The organism is Pseudomonas sp. LPB0260, from assembly GCF_013388395.1.
Genome location: NZ_CP058247.1, coordinates 4,494,414 through 4,509,024 on the forward strand (window position 1 = coordinate 4,494,414; position 14,611 = coordinate 4,509,024).

At 68.1% G+C, this 14,611-nt stretch carries 13 protein-coding genes; 6 read left to right on the top strand and 7 right to left on the bottom strand.

Annotated elements, in window-relative coordinates:
• Positions 1–93: 93 nt before the first annotated feature.
• A complete protein-coding gene (gene pbpG / locus LPB260_RS20045) occupies positions 94–1,005 on the bottom strand; it encodes a D-alanyl-D-alanine endopeptidase (RefSeq protein ID WP_208707625.1) in 912 nt (303 codons plus the stop codon).
• Between the two features lie 136 nt (positions 1,006–1,141).
• Entirely contained in the window at positions 1,142–2,062 is a 921-nt protein-coding gene (locus tag LPB260_RS20050; protein WP_208707626.1) for a LysR substrate-binding domain-containing protein, read from the bottom strand.
• A gap of 113 nt (positions 2,063–2,175) precedes the next feature.
• Here LPB260_RS20050 and betC point away from each other — a divergent pair, with 113 nt between their 5' ends.
• The 3 genes from betC to LPB260_RS20065 all read left to right on the top strand — a co-directional run bounded on the left by betC (position 2,176) and on the right by LPB260_RS20065 (position 6,348).
• Positions 2,176–3,684 (top strand): choline-sulfatase, encoded by a 1,509-nt coding sequence (gene betC / locus LPB260_RS20055; protein ID WP_208707627.1) that lies wholly within the window; start codon positions 2,176–2,178, stop codon positions 3,682–3,684.
• Between the two features lie 78 nt (positions 3,685–3,762).
• Entirely contained in the window at positions 3,763–4,686 is a 924-nt protein-coding gene (gene choX / locus LPB260_RS20060; protein WP_208707628.1) for a choline ABC transporter substrate-binding protein, read from the top strand.
• A gap of 90 nt (positions 4,687–4,776) precedes the next feature.
• The gene (locus tag LPB260_RS20065) at positions 4,777–6,348 is read left to right on the top strand and encodes a SulP family inorganic anion transporter (RefSeq protein WP_208707629.1); all 1,572 of its coding nucleotides are present in this window, start codon (positions 4,777–4,779) and stop codon (positions 6,346–6,348) included.
• A 647-nt stretch (positions 6,349–6,995) separates the two neighbouring features.
• Here the strand turns inward: LPB260_RS20065 and aroE are convergent.
• Both aroE and hemF read right to left on the bottom strand, forming a co-directional pair.
• Positions 6,996–7,820, bottom strand: coding sequence for a shikimate dehydrogenase (gene aroE / locus LPB260_RS20070; protein ID WP_208707630.1), 825 nt, complete (start codon positions 7,818–7,820; stop codon positions 6,996–6,998).
• Entirely contained in the window at positions 7,820–8,740 is a 921-nt protein-coding gene (gene hemF, locus LPB260_RS20075; RefSeq protein WP_208707631.1) for an oxygen-dependent coproporphyrinogen oxidase, read from the bottom strand. Before hemF ends, aroE begins: the two co-directional genes overlap by 1 nt.
• Before the next feature lie 192 nt (positions 8,741–8,932).
• Here hemF and LPB260_RS20080 point away from each other — a divergent pair, with 192 nt between their 5' ends.
• A complete protein-coding gene (locus tag LPB260_RS20080) occupies positions 8,933–9,910 on the top strand; it encodes an NADPH:quinone reductase (RefSeq protein WP_208707632.1) in 978 nt (325 codons plus the stop codon).
• 181 nt (positions 9,911–10,091) lie between these two features.
• Here LPB260_RS20080 and LPB260_RS20085 read toward each other — a convergent pair whose 3' ends face one another.
• From LPB260_RS20085 to LPB260_RS20095, 3 genes are all read right to left on the bottom strand, one after another.
• The gene (locus LPB260_RS20085; RefSeq protein ID WP_208707633.1) at positions 10,092–10,649 is read right to left on the bottom strand and encodes an L-threonylcarbamoyladenylate synthase; all 558 of its coding nucleotides are present in this window, start codon (positions 10,647–10,649) and stop codon (positions 10,092–10,094) included.
• A 74-nt stretch (positions 10,650–10,723) separates the two neighbouring features.
• Positions 10,724–11,830 carry a DNA-processing protein DprA gene (dprA, locus tag LPB260_RS20090; protein ID WP_208707634.1) on the bottom strand — a complete coding sequence of 369 codons (1,107 nt, stop codon included), beginning with the start codon at positions 11,828–11,830 and terminating at the stop codon, positions 10,724–10,726.
• Positions 11,831–11,916: 86 nt separating this feature from the next.
• Positions 11,917–12,942 (bottom strand): LysM peptidoglycan-binding domain-containing protein, encoded by a 1,026-nt coding sequence (locus tag LPB260_RS20095; RefSeq protein ID WP_208707635.1) that lies wholly within the window; start codon positions 12,940–12,942, stop codon positions 11,917–11,919.
• Positions 12,943–13,095: 153 nt separating this feature from the next.
• Between LPB260_RS20095 and def the strand changes: the two genes are divergently transcribed.
• Both def and fmt read left to right on the top strand, forming a co-directional pair.
• Positions 13,096–13,602, top strand: a complete 507-nt coding sequence (gene def / locus LPB260_RS20100) for a peptide deformylase (RefSeq protein WP_208707636.1) — start codon at positions 13,096–13,098, stop codon at positions 13,600–13,602.
• Positions 13,603–13,657: 55 nt separating this feature from the next.
• Positions 13,658–14,599 carry a methionyl-tRNA formyltransferase gene (gene fmt / locus LPB260_RS20105; RefSeq protein ID WP_208707637.1) on the top strand — a complete coding sequence of 314 codons (942 nt, stop codon included), beginning with the start codon at positions 13,658–13,660 and terminating at the stop codon, positions 14,597–14,599.
• Positions 14,600–14,611 lie beyond the last annotated feature (12 nt).

Below are 14,611 nucleotides of genomic sequence, written 5' to 3' on the forward strand. Positions count from 1 at the left end.
GACTCCAACTAAAGCGCAGTCGCTATTGGCCCATCTACCCAACTAAGGTTGGGACGGTCTAGACCAGACGGGCTTGTCGACCAACGGGCGGGGTTACTGCGCCACCTGCAGACGGCGCTCCGCCTGCTTCTGCTTGCGGTAGCTGAGCGCCGCCGCCGGCACCGGCGATACCCGGCCGGTTTCCAACCATTTCTTCAGGCGGTTGGCGTCGGCCATATGGGTGTACTTGCCGAAGGCATCGAGCACCACGAAGGCCACCGGGCGCTTGGCCATGACGGTGCGCATCACCAGGCAGTGGCCGGCCTTGTTGGTGAAGCCGGTCTTGCTCAACTGCACGCTCCAGTCGGCCTTGCGCACCAGGGCGTTGGTATTGCGAAAGCCCAGGCTGTAGGCGGGCTTGCGAAAGGCCACGGTCTTCTCCGTGGTGGTACTGAGCTCGCCGATCAGCGGGTACTCCAGGCTGGCCTTGAGCAGGCGCACCAGGTCCCGGGCGCTGGAGACGTTGCGCTCGGACAGGCCGGTGGGCTCGACGAAGCGGCTGCTGCTCATGCCCAGGGCCCTGGCCTTGGCGTTCATCGCCGCGATGAAGGCCGCGTAGCCGCCCGGGTAATGGTGCGCCAGGCTGGTGGCGGCGCGGTTCTCCGATGACATCAGGGTCAGCAGCAGCATGTTGGCTCGGCTGATCTCACTGCCGATGCGTACCCGCGAGTACACCCCTTTCATGTGCGGGTTGTCGCGGATGGTGACTGACAGGACCTCGTCCATGGGCAGCTTGGCATCCAGGCTGACCATGGCCGTCATCAGCTTGGTCACCGAGGCGATCGGCACCACCAGATCGGGGTGGCTGGAATACAGCACCTCGTCGGTCTTCAGGTCGACCAGCAGGGCGCTGCCGGCGGCGAGTTCCTGTTGGCGGGGGAGTTTCTGCGCGGCAAGGCTGTTCGATGCAACTACAACGCAGCTGCAGATCAGCAGCAGGCTTACTATCGAATGACGGATTTTCACGAATGGCTTCACTGGGTTGAATGGAGGACGGCGAAACCCCGGGTTTCGCCCCAGCAAGTATAGGGAATCCCTCCGCCGCCTTGGAGGATCGGCCCACCTTCCGTCGCCTCGATGCACGCCAGCGACGCCCGCCTGATCAGCCGGGCCGACCCTCGCTGGCCAGCTCCGCCTGCAGCCAGTCGACGAACAGCGCGGTCAGGCGCTGGCGCCGCTTGCGTTCGGGCAGCACCACGTAATAGCCGAACTCGGTATGGGCCACTTCGCTGCACACGCGGCACAGCAGGTTCTGCTCGAGCAGCTCGTCGACCAGGTGGCGCCAGCCGATGGCCACGCCCTGGCCGGCGATGGCCGCCTGGATCAGCAGGGTGTAGTTGTCGAAGCGCAGGCTGCCGGGGTTCGGCGCCTCGGCGATGGCCAGGGCGCGAAACAGGCCGTTCCAGTCCAACCAGCGCGAGCGGCTGTCCGGGCGCAGGTGCAGCAGCGGCAACTGCGCCAGGGCCGCGGGCGGCAAGGGCGGCGGGCGCTCGCGCAGCAGCTGCGGGCTGCACACCGCAAAGGCTTCCTCGGCGAACAGCAGGTGGCACTCGCCATGCTTGAAGCGGCCGTCACCGAAGGCGATGGCCACGTCGATCTCCGGGGGCAGCACGCCGAGGTCGCGATTGGTGGTGATCAGGCTGACGTCCAGCTCCGGGTAGCGCTGGTTGAAACGGTGCAGGCGCGGCATCAGCCAGTAGGCGGCGACGGCGAAGTCGGTGGCCACCTGCAGCACCTCGTGCTGCGGCTGGGCGGTGACCGCCGCCAGGCCGTCATCCAGGCTCTGCAGGCCATCGCGCACATGGCGCAGCAGCAGCTCGCCGGCCTCGGTAAGGACGATGCCGCGGTAGACCCGGTCGAACAGGCGGGTCGCCAGCTGCTGCTCGAGGCGCTTGATCTGCTGGCTGATCGCCGGCTGGCTGCTGCCCAGCTCGCTGGCCGCCGCGGTGAAGCTCAGGTGGCGCGCGGCGGACTCGAACACCAGCAGCGCGTCCAGGGACAGCCCATCGAAGTGTTTAAACATAAGCAGAGCTTATCCGAGTCATGTATTCCCAGCGGGTTTACCCGCTAGCCTTGAGGCGTGATGATCGAACCAGCAATTTCGCATAAATCCCTCATATGGAATACAGGCTCGCCATGAAACGTCCGAACATCCTCTTCATCATGGCCGACCAGATGGCCGCGCCGATCCTGCCGCTGCACGATGCCGCCTCGCCGATCAAGCTGCCCAACCTGATGGCCCTGGCCGCCGAAGGCGTGCTGTTCGATTCCGCCTACTGCAACAGCCCGCTGTGCGCGCCGTCGCGCTTCACCCTGGTCAGCGGCCAGTTGCCCAGCAAGATCGGCGCCTACGACAACGCCGCCGACTTCCCCGGCGACGTGCCGACCTATGCCCACTACCTGCGCCGCCAGGGCTACCGCACCGCGCTGTCGGGCAAGATGCACTTCTGCGGTCCGGACCAGCTGCACGGCTACGAGGAACGCCTGACCAGCGACATCTACCCGGCCGACTACGGCTGGGCGGTGAACTGGGACGCGCCGGAGGAGCGCCTGAGCTGGTACCACAACATGTCCTCGGTGCTGCAGGCCGGCCCGTGCGTGCGCACCAACCAGCTGGACTTCGACGAGGAGGTGGTGTTCAAGGCCCAGCAGTACCTCTACGACCACGTGCGCAGCAACGCCGACCAGCCGTTCTGCCTGACGGTGTCGATGACCCACCCCCACGACCCCTACACCATCCCCGAGGAGTTCTGGAACCTGTACCGCGACGAGGACATCCCGCTGCCCAGCCAGACCATCGACCAGGCCGAACAGGACCCGCACTCGCAGCGCATCCTCAAGGTCATCGACCTGTGGGGCAAGCAGATGCCCGAGCAGAAGATCAAGGATGCCCGCCGCGCCTACTTCGGCGCCTGCAGCTATATCGACGCGAACATCGGCAAGCTGCTGAAGACCCTCAAGGACTGCGACCTGGCCGACGACACCATCATCGTCTTCTCCGGCGACCACGGCGACATGCTTGGCGAGCGTGGCCTCTGGTACAAGATGCACTGGTTCGAGATGTCGGCCCGGGTGCCGATGCTGGTGCACGCCCCCAAGCGCTTCGCCGCGCGGCGGGTGAGCCAGTCGGTATCGACCATGGACCTGCTGCCGACCCTGGTGGAACTGACCGGCGGCAGCCTCGAACCGGGCCTGGCCCTGGACGGCCGCTCGCTGCTGCCCCACCTGCAGGGCGAGGGCGGGCACGACGAGGTGCTCGGCGAGTACATGGCCGAGGGCAGCATCGGCCCGCTGATGATGATCCGCCGCGGCGAGTGGAAGTTCGTCTACTCCGAGGTGGACCCGCTGCTGCTGTTCAACGTCGCCAACGATCCCCAGGAGCGCGAGAATCTGGCGCAGTCGCCCGACCACCAGGAGCTGCTCGACGCCTTCGTCGAAGAAGCGCGCGCGCGCTGGGATGTTCCGGCGATCCACCAGGCCACCCTGGCCAGCCAGCGCCGCCGGCGCCTGGTCGCCGAAGCCCTGACCCACGGCAAGTTGAAGAGCTGGGACCACCAGCCGATGGTCGACGCCAGCCAGCAGTACATGCGCAACCACATCGACCTGGACGACCTGGAGCGGCGCGCCCGCTATCCCCAGCCCTGAGTCATTGGCCCAGCCGGGGGCGGCAAGAGCCGCTCCCGGGTTCTGACGACACGAACAGCGAACATGCGGAGAAGAACCATGAAGAAGACCACCACCCTGGCCGGCGCCCTGCTCCTGGCCAGCGCCGCCCTGCAGGTCCAGGCCGAAGACGCCAAGTGCGCCACGGTGAAGCTCGGCGACCCGGGCTGGAGCGATATCGCGGTGACCAACGGCATCGCCAGCTTCCTGCTCGAGGGCCTCGGCTACAAGGCGCAGAGCCAGACCCTGGCGGTGCCGATCATCTTCGCCGGCCTGCAGAAGGGCCAGGTCGACGCCTTCCTCGGCAACTGGATGCCGGCCCAGCAGAGCAACTACGACAAGTTCGTCGCCAGTGGCGAGGTGGCCAAGCTGGCGCAGAACCTGGACGGCACCGAGTACACCCTGGCCGTGCCGAGCTACGCCTACGAGGCCGGCGTGAAGACCTTCGCCGACCTGGACAAGCACGCCGAGAAGTTCGGCCACAAGCTCTACGGCATCGCCTCCGGCTCGCCGGCCAACGAGTCGATCCGCCAGATGATCGAAGCCGACGAATTCGGCCTGGGCGACTGGAAGCTGGTGGAATCCAGCGAGCAGGCCATGCTGGTGCAAGTCGGCCGGGCGGTGAAGCGCAACGAGTTCGTGGTGTTTCTCGGCTGGACCCCGCACCCGATGAACGTCAACTACGAGATGCAGTACCTGCGCGGCGGCGAGAAGTACTTCGGCGAGAGCGGCAGCGTCAACACCCTGGCCCGCAAGGACTACGCCAGCCAGTGCCCGAACGTCGGCAAGCTGCTGAGCAACCTCGCCTTCACCCAGGAGATGGAGAACAGCATCATGAACCAGGTGCTGAGCAAGCAGGCGAGCAACGCCGAGGCCATCAAGGCCTGGCTCAAGGCCAACCCGGCGGTGCTCGACGGCTGGCTGCAAGGGGTGACCACCCGCGACGGCGGCGACGCGCTGGCCGCGGTGCAGGCGCGCCTCTAAAGCGCTCGGTAGACTTGGCGTAGGGTAGGCTTCGGCCTACCCTTGTCGCACGTGGTGGGCCGCAGCCCACCCTCGCAAAGAACCACACCCATGCCGTTACCCAGCCGCCAGACCCTGCTGCCCTTCCTCAGATGGCTGCCCAACACCAGCCGCCGCAGCCTCGGCAACGACCTGCTGGTCGGCCTCAGCGGCGCCATCCTGGCCCTGCCACAGTCCATCGCCTACGCCCTGATCGCCGGCCTGCCGGCCGAATACGGCCTGTACGCGGCCATCGTGCCGGTGATCATCGCCTGCCTGTGGGGCTCGTCCTGGCACCTGATCTGCGGGCCGACCGCGGCGATCTCCATCGTCATCTTCACCAGCGTCAGCCCCTTCGCCGCCCCGGGCAGCGAGGAGTTCATCGCCCGGGTGCTGCTGCTGACCTTCGTCGCCGGGCTGTTCCAGTGGCTGCTCGGCCTGCTGCGCTTCGGCGCCCTGGTCAACTTCGTCTCCCATTCGGTGGTGCTCGGCTTCACCCTCGGCGCCGCAGTGGTGATCGCCCTGGGCCAGCTGCCCAACCTGCTGGGCATCGAGGTGCCGGGCCAGAGCACGGCCCTGGCCACCCTGCTCAACCTCGGCGAACACCTGCTCGACAGCGACTGGCGGGCCCTGGCCCTGGCCCTGTTCACCCTCGGCGTCAGCCTGCTGATCCGCCGGCTGTGGCCGCGGGCGCCGGCCCTGCTGCTGGGCCTGGTGGCCGGCAGCCTGCTGGTGCTGCTGCTGCCGCAGCGGCTGACCGCCGGCATCGCCCTGGTCAGCGCCTTCGAGGGCAGCCTGCCACCATTCAGCCCGCTGCGCCTGGAGCTCTCCAGCCTGCTGCAGCTGCTGCCGGCGGCGGTGGCCTGCGGCATGCTCGGCCTGGTCACCAGCCTGTCGATCGCCCGCGCCCTGGCCGGCAAGTCCCAGCAGTTCCTCGATGCCAACCAGGAGGTACGTGCCCAGGGCCTGTCCAACCTGGTCGGCCCCTGGTTCAGCGGCTACCTGTCGGCCGGCTCCTTCACCCGCTCGGCGCTGAACCTGCAGGCCGGCGCCCGCTCGCCCCTGGCCGGGGTGTGCTCGGCGCTGCTGGTGGCGCTGTTCGCCTTTTTCGGTGCGCGGCTGATCGCGCTGATCCCGCTGCCGTGCATGGCCGCCGGCATCCTGCTGATCTGCTGGGGACTGATCGACGTCGCCGGGGTGCGCGCGCTTTACCGGGTCAGCCGCGCCGAGTTCCTGGTGATGGCCCTGACCCTGCTGGCGACCCTGCTGCTGGAGCTGCAGACGGCGATCTACGCCGGAGTGCTGGCCTCGCTGTTCTTCTACCTCAAGCGCACCTCGCAGCCGCGGGTGAAGATGTGGCAGGAGGACGAGGAGGAACTGCTGCGGGTCGAGGGCTCGATCTTCTTCGGCGCCTGCCACTACCTGCAGCAGCTGCTACAGCGCACCCGAAAAGGGCGCGTGGTCATCGACGCCCACCACGTCAACTTCATCGACTATGCCGGGGTGGAGATGCTCCATCAGGAGGCGCGCCGCCTAAAGGCGCAGAACCGCTTCCTGATCATGCGCCGGGCGCGGCCCCAGGTGATCGAGGAAATCCACAAGCTGGAAGGCGCCGAGCGCTGCCCGGTGCTGTTCGAGGACTAAAGCGTAGGGTGCGCCATGGCACCAGAGCCGGCGCCAGCCCTGCCACCCGTACCACTGCTTCGGTGCGCGGGGCGCACCCTACGGAGTAAGGCCAGCGGCCGCACGGTGCCGCGCGCGGCCCCAGGTGATCGAGGAAATCCACAAGCAGGAAGAGGCCGAGCGCTGCCCGGTGCGCGTCGAGGACTAAGTCGTAGGGTGCGCCATGCGCACCAGACCGACGCCAGCCCTGCCAACCGTACCACCGCTTCGGTGCGCGCGGCGCACCCTACGGAGTCAGGCCAGCGGCCGCACGGTGCCGCGCGTGGCCCCAGGTGATCGAGAAAATCCACAAGCTGGAAGAGGCCAAGCACTGCCCGGTGCGCGTCGAGGACTAAGTCGTAGGGTGCGCCATGCGCACCAGAGCCGGCGCCAGCCCGGGCGCCCGTACCACCGCTTCGGTGCGCGCGGCGCACCCTACGGAATCGACCCAACGTCCACACGGTGCCGCGCGTGGCCCCAGGTGATCGAGGAAATCCACAAGCTGGAAGAGGCCAGCACTGCCCGGTGCGCGTCGAGCGCTAAGGCGTAGGGTGCGCCATGCGCACCAGAACCGGCGCCAGCCCTGTCACCGGTACCACCACTTCGGTGCGCGGGGCGCACCCTACGATTCAGGCTAGCTGCAGCTGGCGACGCAGCTCGGCGAGCACCGGCGCGCTGTCCGGGCGCACGCCGCGCCACAGGCAGAAGGCCTCGGCGGCCTGTTCCACCAGCATGCCCAGGCCATCCAGGGTCCGCGCGGCGCCGTGCTCGGCGGCCCAGCGGTTGAAGGCGGTGGCCTGCCTAGCGTACATCATGTCGTAGCAAAGCGTATGGCCGGGGGCGATCAGGCTCGGCGCGATCGGCGGCAACTCGCCGGCCAGGCTGGCCGAGGTGCCGTTGATGATCAGGTCGACCGGCGCGTCGAGCCAGTCGAAGCCGCTGGCCACCAGCGGTCCCAGGTCGGCGAACTCGCTGGCCAGTTGCTCGGCCTTGGCCACCGTGCGGTTGGCGATCACCAGCACCGCCGGCTGCTGCGCCAGCAGCGGCTCGAGCACGCCGCGCACCGCGCCGCCGGCGCCGAGCAAGAGGATGCGCTTGCCGCGCAGTTCGCAGCCGGCGTTGACGGTCAGGTCGCGCACCAGCCCGGCGCCGTCGGTGTTGTCGCCGAGCAGACTGCCGTCGTCGCGCTTCATCAGGGTGTTGACCGCACCGGCCCGGCGCGCCCGGTCGCTCAGCGCGTCGGCCAGCTGGAACGCCTGCTCCTTGAACGGCACCGTGACGTTGGCGCCCCTGCCTTCGACGAAGAAGGCCCGGGCGAAGCCGGCGAAGTCGTCCAGCGGCGCCAGCAGCGCCTCGTAGCTCAGCTGCTGGCCGGTCTGGGCGGCGAACAGACGGTGGATCAGCGGCGACTTGCTGTGGCCGATGGGGTTGCCGAATACACCGTAGCGGTCCATCAGCTCGCTCCCAGCTGCAGCCAGTCGCGGTCCTGCAGGAAGTACGCGGTCAGGCGTTCCTCCTCGCTGCCCGGCTCGGCCTTCCAGTCATAGCCCCAGCGCACCTGGGGCGGCAGCGACATGAGAATCGACTCGGTGCGCCCGCCCGACTGCAGGCCGAACAGGGTGCCGCGGTCGTAGACCAGATTGAACTCGACGTAGCGGCCACGGCGGAACGCCTGGAACTCGCGCTGGCGTTGGCTAAAGGGGGTGCTCTTGCGCCGCTGCACGATCGGCAGGTAGGCCTCCAGATAGGCATCGCCGATGGCGCGCATAAAGGCGAAGCTGGTGTCGAAGTCCCATTCGTTCAGGTCATCGAAGAACAACCCGCCGATACCTCGCGGTTCGTCGCGGTGCTTGATGTGGAAGTAACGGTCGCACCAGGCCTTGTAACGCGGGTAGACACCCTCGCCGAAGGGCGCGCAGGCGGCCTGGGCGACCCGGTGCCAGTGCACGCAGTCTTCCTCGTTGGCGTAGTAGGGGGTCAGGTCGAAGCCGCCGCCGAACCACCAGACCGCCTCCTCGCCCTCTTTCTCGGCGATGAAGAAGCGCACGTTGGCGTGGGAGGTGGGGATATGCGGATTGTGCGGATGGATCACCAGGGACACGCCGAGCGCCTCGAAGCCGCGCCCGGCCAGCTCCGGGCGATGGGCGCTGGCCGAGGGCGGCAGGCCGCTGCCGTAGACGTGGGAGAAGTTCACCCCGCCCTTCTCGATCAGCGCGCCGTTCTCCAGCACCCGCGTGCGGCCACCGCCGCCAGCGGGGCGCTGCCAGGCGTCCTCGATGAAGTCGGCGCTGCCGTCTTCGGCTTGCAGGGCTGCGCAGATACGGTCTTGCAGGTCGAGCAGATAGGCCTTCACGGCCTCAGTACGGTCACTCACGGCGGCACCTTGAAAAACGAGTCAGGCCGGCAACGCGCGGCGCTGTCGGCGAAATCGGCGGGCAGCATAGCATTTGCCACCGGGGCCCCGCAGTTGACGCCGGTCAATAGGGACGATTGGATAGGTGCCCACGCCAGCGCCCGGCGGCATCATGCTCGGGTTGCGCGATCCCCTTATGCACAGGAGCCTGATATGGCCAAGCGAATCCAGTTCAGCCGCCACGGCGGCCCCGAAGTCCTCGAGTACGGCGACTACCAGCCAGCCGCGCCCGGCCCCCACGAGGTGCGGGTGCAGAACCAGGCGATCGGCCTGAACTTCATCGACACCTACTACCGCAGCGGCCTGTATCCGCCACCGGCGCTGCCGTCCGGCCTGGGCACCGAGGGCGCCGGCATCGTCGAGGCGGTGGGCGAGGGGGTCAGCCAGTTCCAGGTCGGCGACCGCGTGGCCTACGCCACCGGCCCGCTCGGCGCCTACAGCGAGCTGCACGTGCTGCCGGCCAGCAAGCTGGTCAGGCTGCCGGAGGCGATCAGCTTCGAGCAGGCCGCCGCCGTCATGCTCAAGGGCCTCACGGTGCAGTACCTGCTGCGCCAGACCTTCGCCCTGCAGGGCGGCGAAACCATCCTGTTCCATGCCGCCGCCGGCGGCGTCGGCTCATTCGCCTGCCAGTGGGCCAAGGCCCTGGGGGTCAAGCTGATCGGCACCGTCAGTTCGCCGCAGAAGGCCGCGCGGGCGATGGAGCAGGGCGCCTGGGCGACCATCGACTACAGCCACGAGAACGTCGCACAGCGGGTGCTGGAGCTGACCGACGGGCAGAAGTGCCCGGTGGTCTACGACGGCGTCGGCAAGGACACCTGGGAGACCTCGCTGGACTGCGTCGCCCCGCGCGGCCTGCTGGTCAGCTTCGGCAACGCCTCCGGCGCGGTCACCGGGGTCAACCTGGGCATCCTGGCGCAGAAGGGCTCGCTGTACGTCACCCGCCCGACCCTGGCCGGCTATGCCGATACCCCGGAGCGGCTACAGGCGATGGCCGACGAGCTGTTCGCCATGATCACCAGCGGCCAGCTCAAGGTGGAGATCAGCAGCCGCCACGCGCTCAAGGACGCCGCGCAGGCGCAAGCCGCCCTGAGCGCGCGGCAGACCACCGGTTCGACCATTCTGCTGCCGTGAATCCGTAGGGTGGGTTAGGCGCCCCAACTGGTTTCACCGGCACAGTCAAATGCCTGCCGCGCCGTAACCCACCATGGCCATCTGCGGCGCCTGAATGGTGGGTTACGCAGCGCCCACACACCGCACAACTGTCGATTTCGTGGCAATGCGCTGCTGACCCGCCCTACGCAAGCGGAAACCTTCAGGACGGGCGGATCACCTCGCCACTGCGCAGGTCACGGATCAGGCTGGGATTGCTGCGCCCGCCGAGGGCGCCGCCGAGCACCTGGTCCAGCTGCCGCGGGAAATACTGCTCGACCCGCAGGCGGCTGCGTGCCGCCGGGCGACCGCTCGGGTTGGCCGAGGTCGACACCAGCGGGCCGGTGAGGGCGCAGAGCCGGCGCACCAGGGGATGATCGCTGACCCGCAGGGCCACGCTGGAATGGCGCCCCGTGATCCACTCCGGCAGGCGCTGCTGGTGCGGCACCAGCCAGGTGTTCGGTCCCGGCCAGCTGCTGGCCAGGCGTTCCTGCCAGACGTCCGGCAGGTCCTCGAGGAGGAAATCGAACTGCTCGATGCAATCGGCCACCAGGATCAGGCCCTTGTCCATCGGCCGCTGCTTGAGGGCCAGCAGGCGCGCCACCGCCAATTCGTCCCAAGGATCGCAACCCAGGCCCCACACCGCCTCGGTCGGGTAGGCGATCAGCCCGCCCTGGCTCACCACCCGCGCCGCCTGCTGCACCTGCCAGTCGCTGGTCATCCACTGCCCTCCACCGATCCACTTGGAGGCAGTGTATCCACGCCTGCCGTCCCCTGCGCAACCCTGCGCGCACCTCAGCCGGCGCGGCCGATCCAGCGCCCCCCTTCGCAAGCGATGCGTCCCTCCAGCTCCAGCTCGGTCAGCGCCGCCAGCACCTTGGACAACGGCCAGCCACTGGCCGCGGCCAGCGCTTCGCTGCTGTGCGGCGCCGCGTGCAGCAGGTCGAGCAGCGGATGAGCCGGCTGCGCCACCGGTGCGGCCGCGAGCGCAGGCACGGCCTGCCAGCCGCGCAGGGCCTCGAGGATGTGCTCGATGCTTTCCACCAGGGTGGCGCCTTCGCGGATCAGCTGGTGACAGCCGCGCGCCCCCGGGTGATGGATGGAGCCGGGGATCGCATAGACCTCGCGGCCCTGCTCAGCGGCCAGGCGGGCGGTGATCAGCGAGCCGCTGGAGGGGCTGGCTTCGACCACCAGCACGCCGAGGGACAGGCCGCTGATGATGCGGTTGCGCCGGGGAAAGTTGCCGGCCTGGGGCGGGCAGTCCAGCGGCAGCTCGGAGACCAGCGCACCGCCGCCCTCGATTATCGCCGCCGCCAGTCTGGCGTGGCGTGCCGGGTACATCTGCTCGAGGCCGGTGCCGAGCACCGCGACGGTCTTGCCGCCGACATCCAGCGCCCCCTGATGGGCCGCGCCGTCGATCCCCAGGGCCAGGCCGCTGGTGATCACGAAACCGCCGGCGGCCAGGCTGCGGGCAAAGCCCTGTGCGGTATCCAGGCCGGGGCGCGAGGCGCGACGGCTGCCGACCATAGCCAGCTGCGGCTGCTCGAGCAGACCGGGATCGCCGGCGACGAACAGCAGCGGCGGTGCATCGCTCAGTTCGGCGAGCAACCCCGGATAGGCCGGATCGTCCCACATCAGCAGGTGTTGGTCCTGGCTCTCCAACCAGGCCAGGGCGGCGCCGGCCCGTTCACGCACCTCGCTGCTGCGCCGCGCCTCGGCGCTGGCCGCCGGCAGGCTCAGGGCCCGCCAGGCGCTGGCCGGCGCACTGAGGGCGGCCGAGGCCGTCCCGAAAGCCGCCAGCAGCTTGCGAAAACGCCGCGGGCCGAGCTCCGGCAGGCAATGCAGGCGCAAGCGGGCTTCGAGTTCGGCGGGGGAACGGCAATGGCTGATGCGCTGCGACATATTGATCATCCTTGATCGGTCGCGCCGCTCAGGCGGCAGGAAAATGGCAGGCAGAAAAAAGCCCCGCGAGTGCGGGGCTTTCGGCGTTACGGGTTGCGGACCTTGTCCAGCACCGCGAGCTGGCGGGTGGCGCCAAGGACCAGACCATAACTGAGCTTGTCGTAGGTGCGGAACACCATCAGCAGGCCGGCGCGCTCATCGGGAATCTTCACCGATTCGCCGGTCACCCGGTCGCGCACGGTTTCGCCGGTCTTGTACACGGCCAACACGTTGCCCACTTCCAGGCCGTCGCGGGCGCCCTTGTTCAGGGTAACCACATCGAACTGACCGATCTGGGTGACGCCACGCGGCACGTCGAGAATCAGGCCGCGAACTTCGCGGGACGGCTCGCTCGGCATAAAGGTGGAGTTGATCGCCCGCTCCTCGGTGGGGAACAGGCGGTCGCCGAGGCGCACTTCCTGGGTCGAGCGGGTCAGGGTCATGGTGCCGATGTCGCCTTCCTCGGCGACGATCTCACCGCCGCCGATGTCGTCGGCGTTGATCCCGAGGAATTCCTGGGTCTCCGGATCGATATAGGTCTTGCCCTGGCGGAAGATGCCGTACACCGGGGCGTGCTCGTCGAACTGGCCACGGGCATAGACGCGATCGCCGGCGCCGCTGACCACGCGCTCGGCGTTGCCGGCGACCACATAGGGCGCGCTCTGGAACTGTTCCGGGTTATCGACGATGCGGTTGCTCAGCAGGAAGCTGTTGATCGCCTCCAGCGGAATGGTCGGAATGGCTTCGGCCATCGGCGTGACGCGCACCTTCGGCGACAGCTTGATGGTACCGCGCGACTCGCCGCGGTTGAGCATCAGGCGCGGCTGACCGTCGACGTAGACCAGGCTGAGCTCGTCGCCGGGGTAGATCAGATGAGGGTTTTCCACCTGCGGGTTGGCGTGCCAGATCTCCGGCCATTTCCACGGCTGACTGAGGAATCGACCGGAAATATCCCAGAGGGTATCGCCTTTGACCACGGTGTAGCGGTCGGGGTGGCCCTCCTTGAGTTGCACTTCCGCCTGGGCCAAGCCACCTGCGGCCAGCAGCAGCAGGGCGAGTAGTGATTTCCTCATACAGTGAATCCCTTTATCATGTGTCTTCACGTGGAGCGCCCTAGCGCCGCGACTGAAACCCAGTGAAACAGCGGCTTGAAGCCGTTTTTCAATGCTGCTCATCATCTTAGCAGCGGATTTTGACTTTATTCCACAAGTGCATCACAAACGCATATGGCGATCCTAAACATCCTCGAATTTCCCGATCCGCGCCTGCGCACCATCGCCAAGCCGGTGGATGTGGTCGACGACGCCCTGCGTCAGCTGATCGACGACATGTTCGAAACCATGTACGAAGCTCCGGGCATCGGCCTCGCCGCGACCCAGGTCAACGTGCACAAGCGCGTGGTGGTGATGGACCTGTCCGAAGACAAGTCCGAGCCGCGGGTCTTCATCAACCCCGAGTTCGAGCCGCTGACCGACGAGATGGACCAGTATCAGGAAGGCTGCCTGTCGGTGCCGGGCTTCTACGAGAACGTCGACCGCCCGCAGAAGGTCAGGATCAAGGCGCTGGACCGCGACGGCCAGCCCTATGAGCTGATCGCCGAAGGCCTGCTGGCGGTGTGCATCCAGCACGAATGCGACCACCTCAACGGCAAGCTGTTCGTCGACTACCTGTCTACCCTCAAGCGTGACCGCATCAAGAAGAAACTGGAAAAGCAACATCGCCAGCGGGCGTGAGCCTCCACCTGTATAAAGGCTTGCTGCGGCAAGCCTTTTTCTTTAGCGAGACCCCATGACTGAAGCACTGCGCATCGTCTTCGCCGGTACCCCGGAATTCGCCGCCGAGCACCTCAAGGCCCTGCTCGACACCCGCCACCAGATCATCGCGGTCTACAGCCAGCCGGACCGCCCGGCCGGCCGTGGGCAGAAGCTCACGCCCAGTCCGGTCAAGCAGCTGGCACTGCAGCACGATATTCCCGTCTACCAGCCGCTGACGCTGCGCGACCCGGCGGCCCAGGCCGAGCTGGCCGCGCTCGAGCCCGACCTGATGGTGGTGGTGGCCTACGGCCTGATCCTGCCCCAGGTGGTGCTCGACACGCCGCGCCTGGGCTGCATCAACAGCCATGCCTCGCTGCTGCCGCGCTGGCGCGGCGCGGCGCCGATCCAGCGCGCCATCGAGGCCGGCGACGGCGAGAGCGGGGTGACCGTGATGCAGATGGAAGCCGGTCTGGATACCGGGCCGATGCTGCTCAAGGTCAGCACCCCGATCGGCGTGGACGACAGCGGCGGCAGCCTGCACGACCGCCTCGCCGCCCTCGGCCCCCGCGCGGTGATCGAGGCCATCGACGGCCTGGCCGCCGGCACCCTGATTGGCGAGGTGCAGGACGATGGCCTGGCCACCTACGCGCACAAGCTGAACAAGGACGAGGCGCGCCTCGACTGGACGCGTCCGGCAGAGGAGCTGGAACGCCTGATCCGCGCCTTCAATCCCTGGCCGATCTGCCACAGCACCCTCGATGGTGCGCCGCTCAAGGTGCTCGCCGCAAAGCTGGCAGACGGGCAGGGCGCAGCGGGGCAGGTGCTCGCCGCCGACAGGGACGGCCTGACGGTCGCCTGCGGCGAGGGCGCCCTGCGCCTGACCCGCCTGCAGCTGCCGGGCGGCAAGGCCCTGGCCTTCGCCGACCTGTACAACAGCCGGCGCGAGCAGTTCGCCCCCGGCAAGGTGCTGCTGTGATGAGGGCCGGGG

Coding starts and splice junctions, on each gene's coding strand:
- LPB260_RS20080 (WP_208707632.1), top strand. CDS start 8,933: ATGGCCAAGCGAATCCAGTTCAGCCGCCACGGCGGCCCCGAAGTCCTC.
- LPB260_RS20050 (WP_208707626.1), bottom strand. CDS start 2,062: ATGTTTAAACACTTCGATGGGCTGTCCCTGGACGCGCTGCTGGTGTTC.
- choX (WP_208707628.1), top strand. CDS start 3,763: ATGAAGAAGACCACCACCCTGGCCGGCGCCCTGCTCCTGGCCAGCGCC.
- betC (WP_208707627.1), top strand. CDS start 2,176: ATGAAACGTCCGAACATCCTCTTCATCATGGCCGACCAGATGGCCGCG.
- aroE (WP_208707630.1), bottom strand. CDS start 7,820: ATGGACCGCTACGGTGTATTCGGCAACCCCATCGGCCACAGCAAGTCG.
- def (WP_208707636.1), top strand. CDS start 13,096: ATGGCGATCCTAAACATCCTCGAATTTCCCGATCCGCGCCTGCGCACC.
- LPB260_RS20085 (WP_208707633.1), bottom strand. CDS start 10,649: ATGACCAGCGACTGGCAGGTGCAGCAGGCGGCGCGGGTGGTGAGCCAG.
- fmt (WP_208707637.1), top strand. CDS start 13,658: ATGACTGAAGCACTGCGCATCGTCTTCGCCGGTACCCCGGAATTCGCC.
- LPB260_RS20065 (WP_208707629.1), top strand. CDS start 4,777: ATGCCGTTACCCAGCCGCCAGACCCTGCTGCCCTTCCTCAGATGGCTG.
- dprA (WP_208707634.1), bottom strand. CDS start 11,830: ATGTCGCAGCGCATCAGCCATTGCCGTTCCCCCGCCGAACTCGAAGCC.
- LPB260_RS20095 (WP_208707635.1), bottom strand. CDS start 12,942: ATGAGGAAATCACTACTCGCCCTGCTGCTGCTGGCCGCAGGTGGCTTG.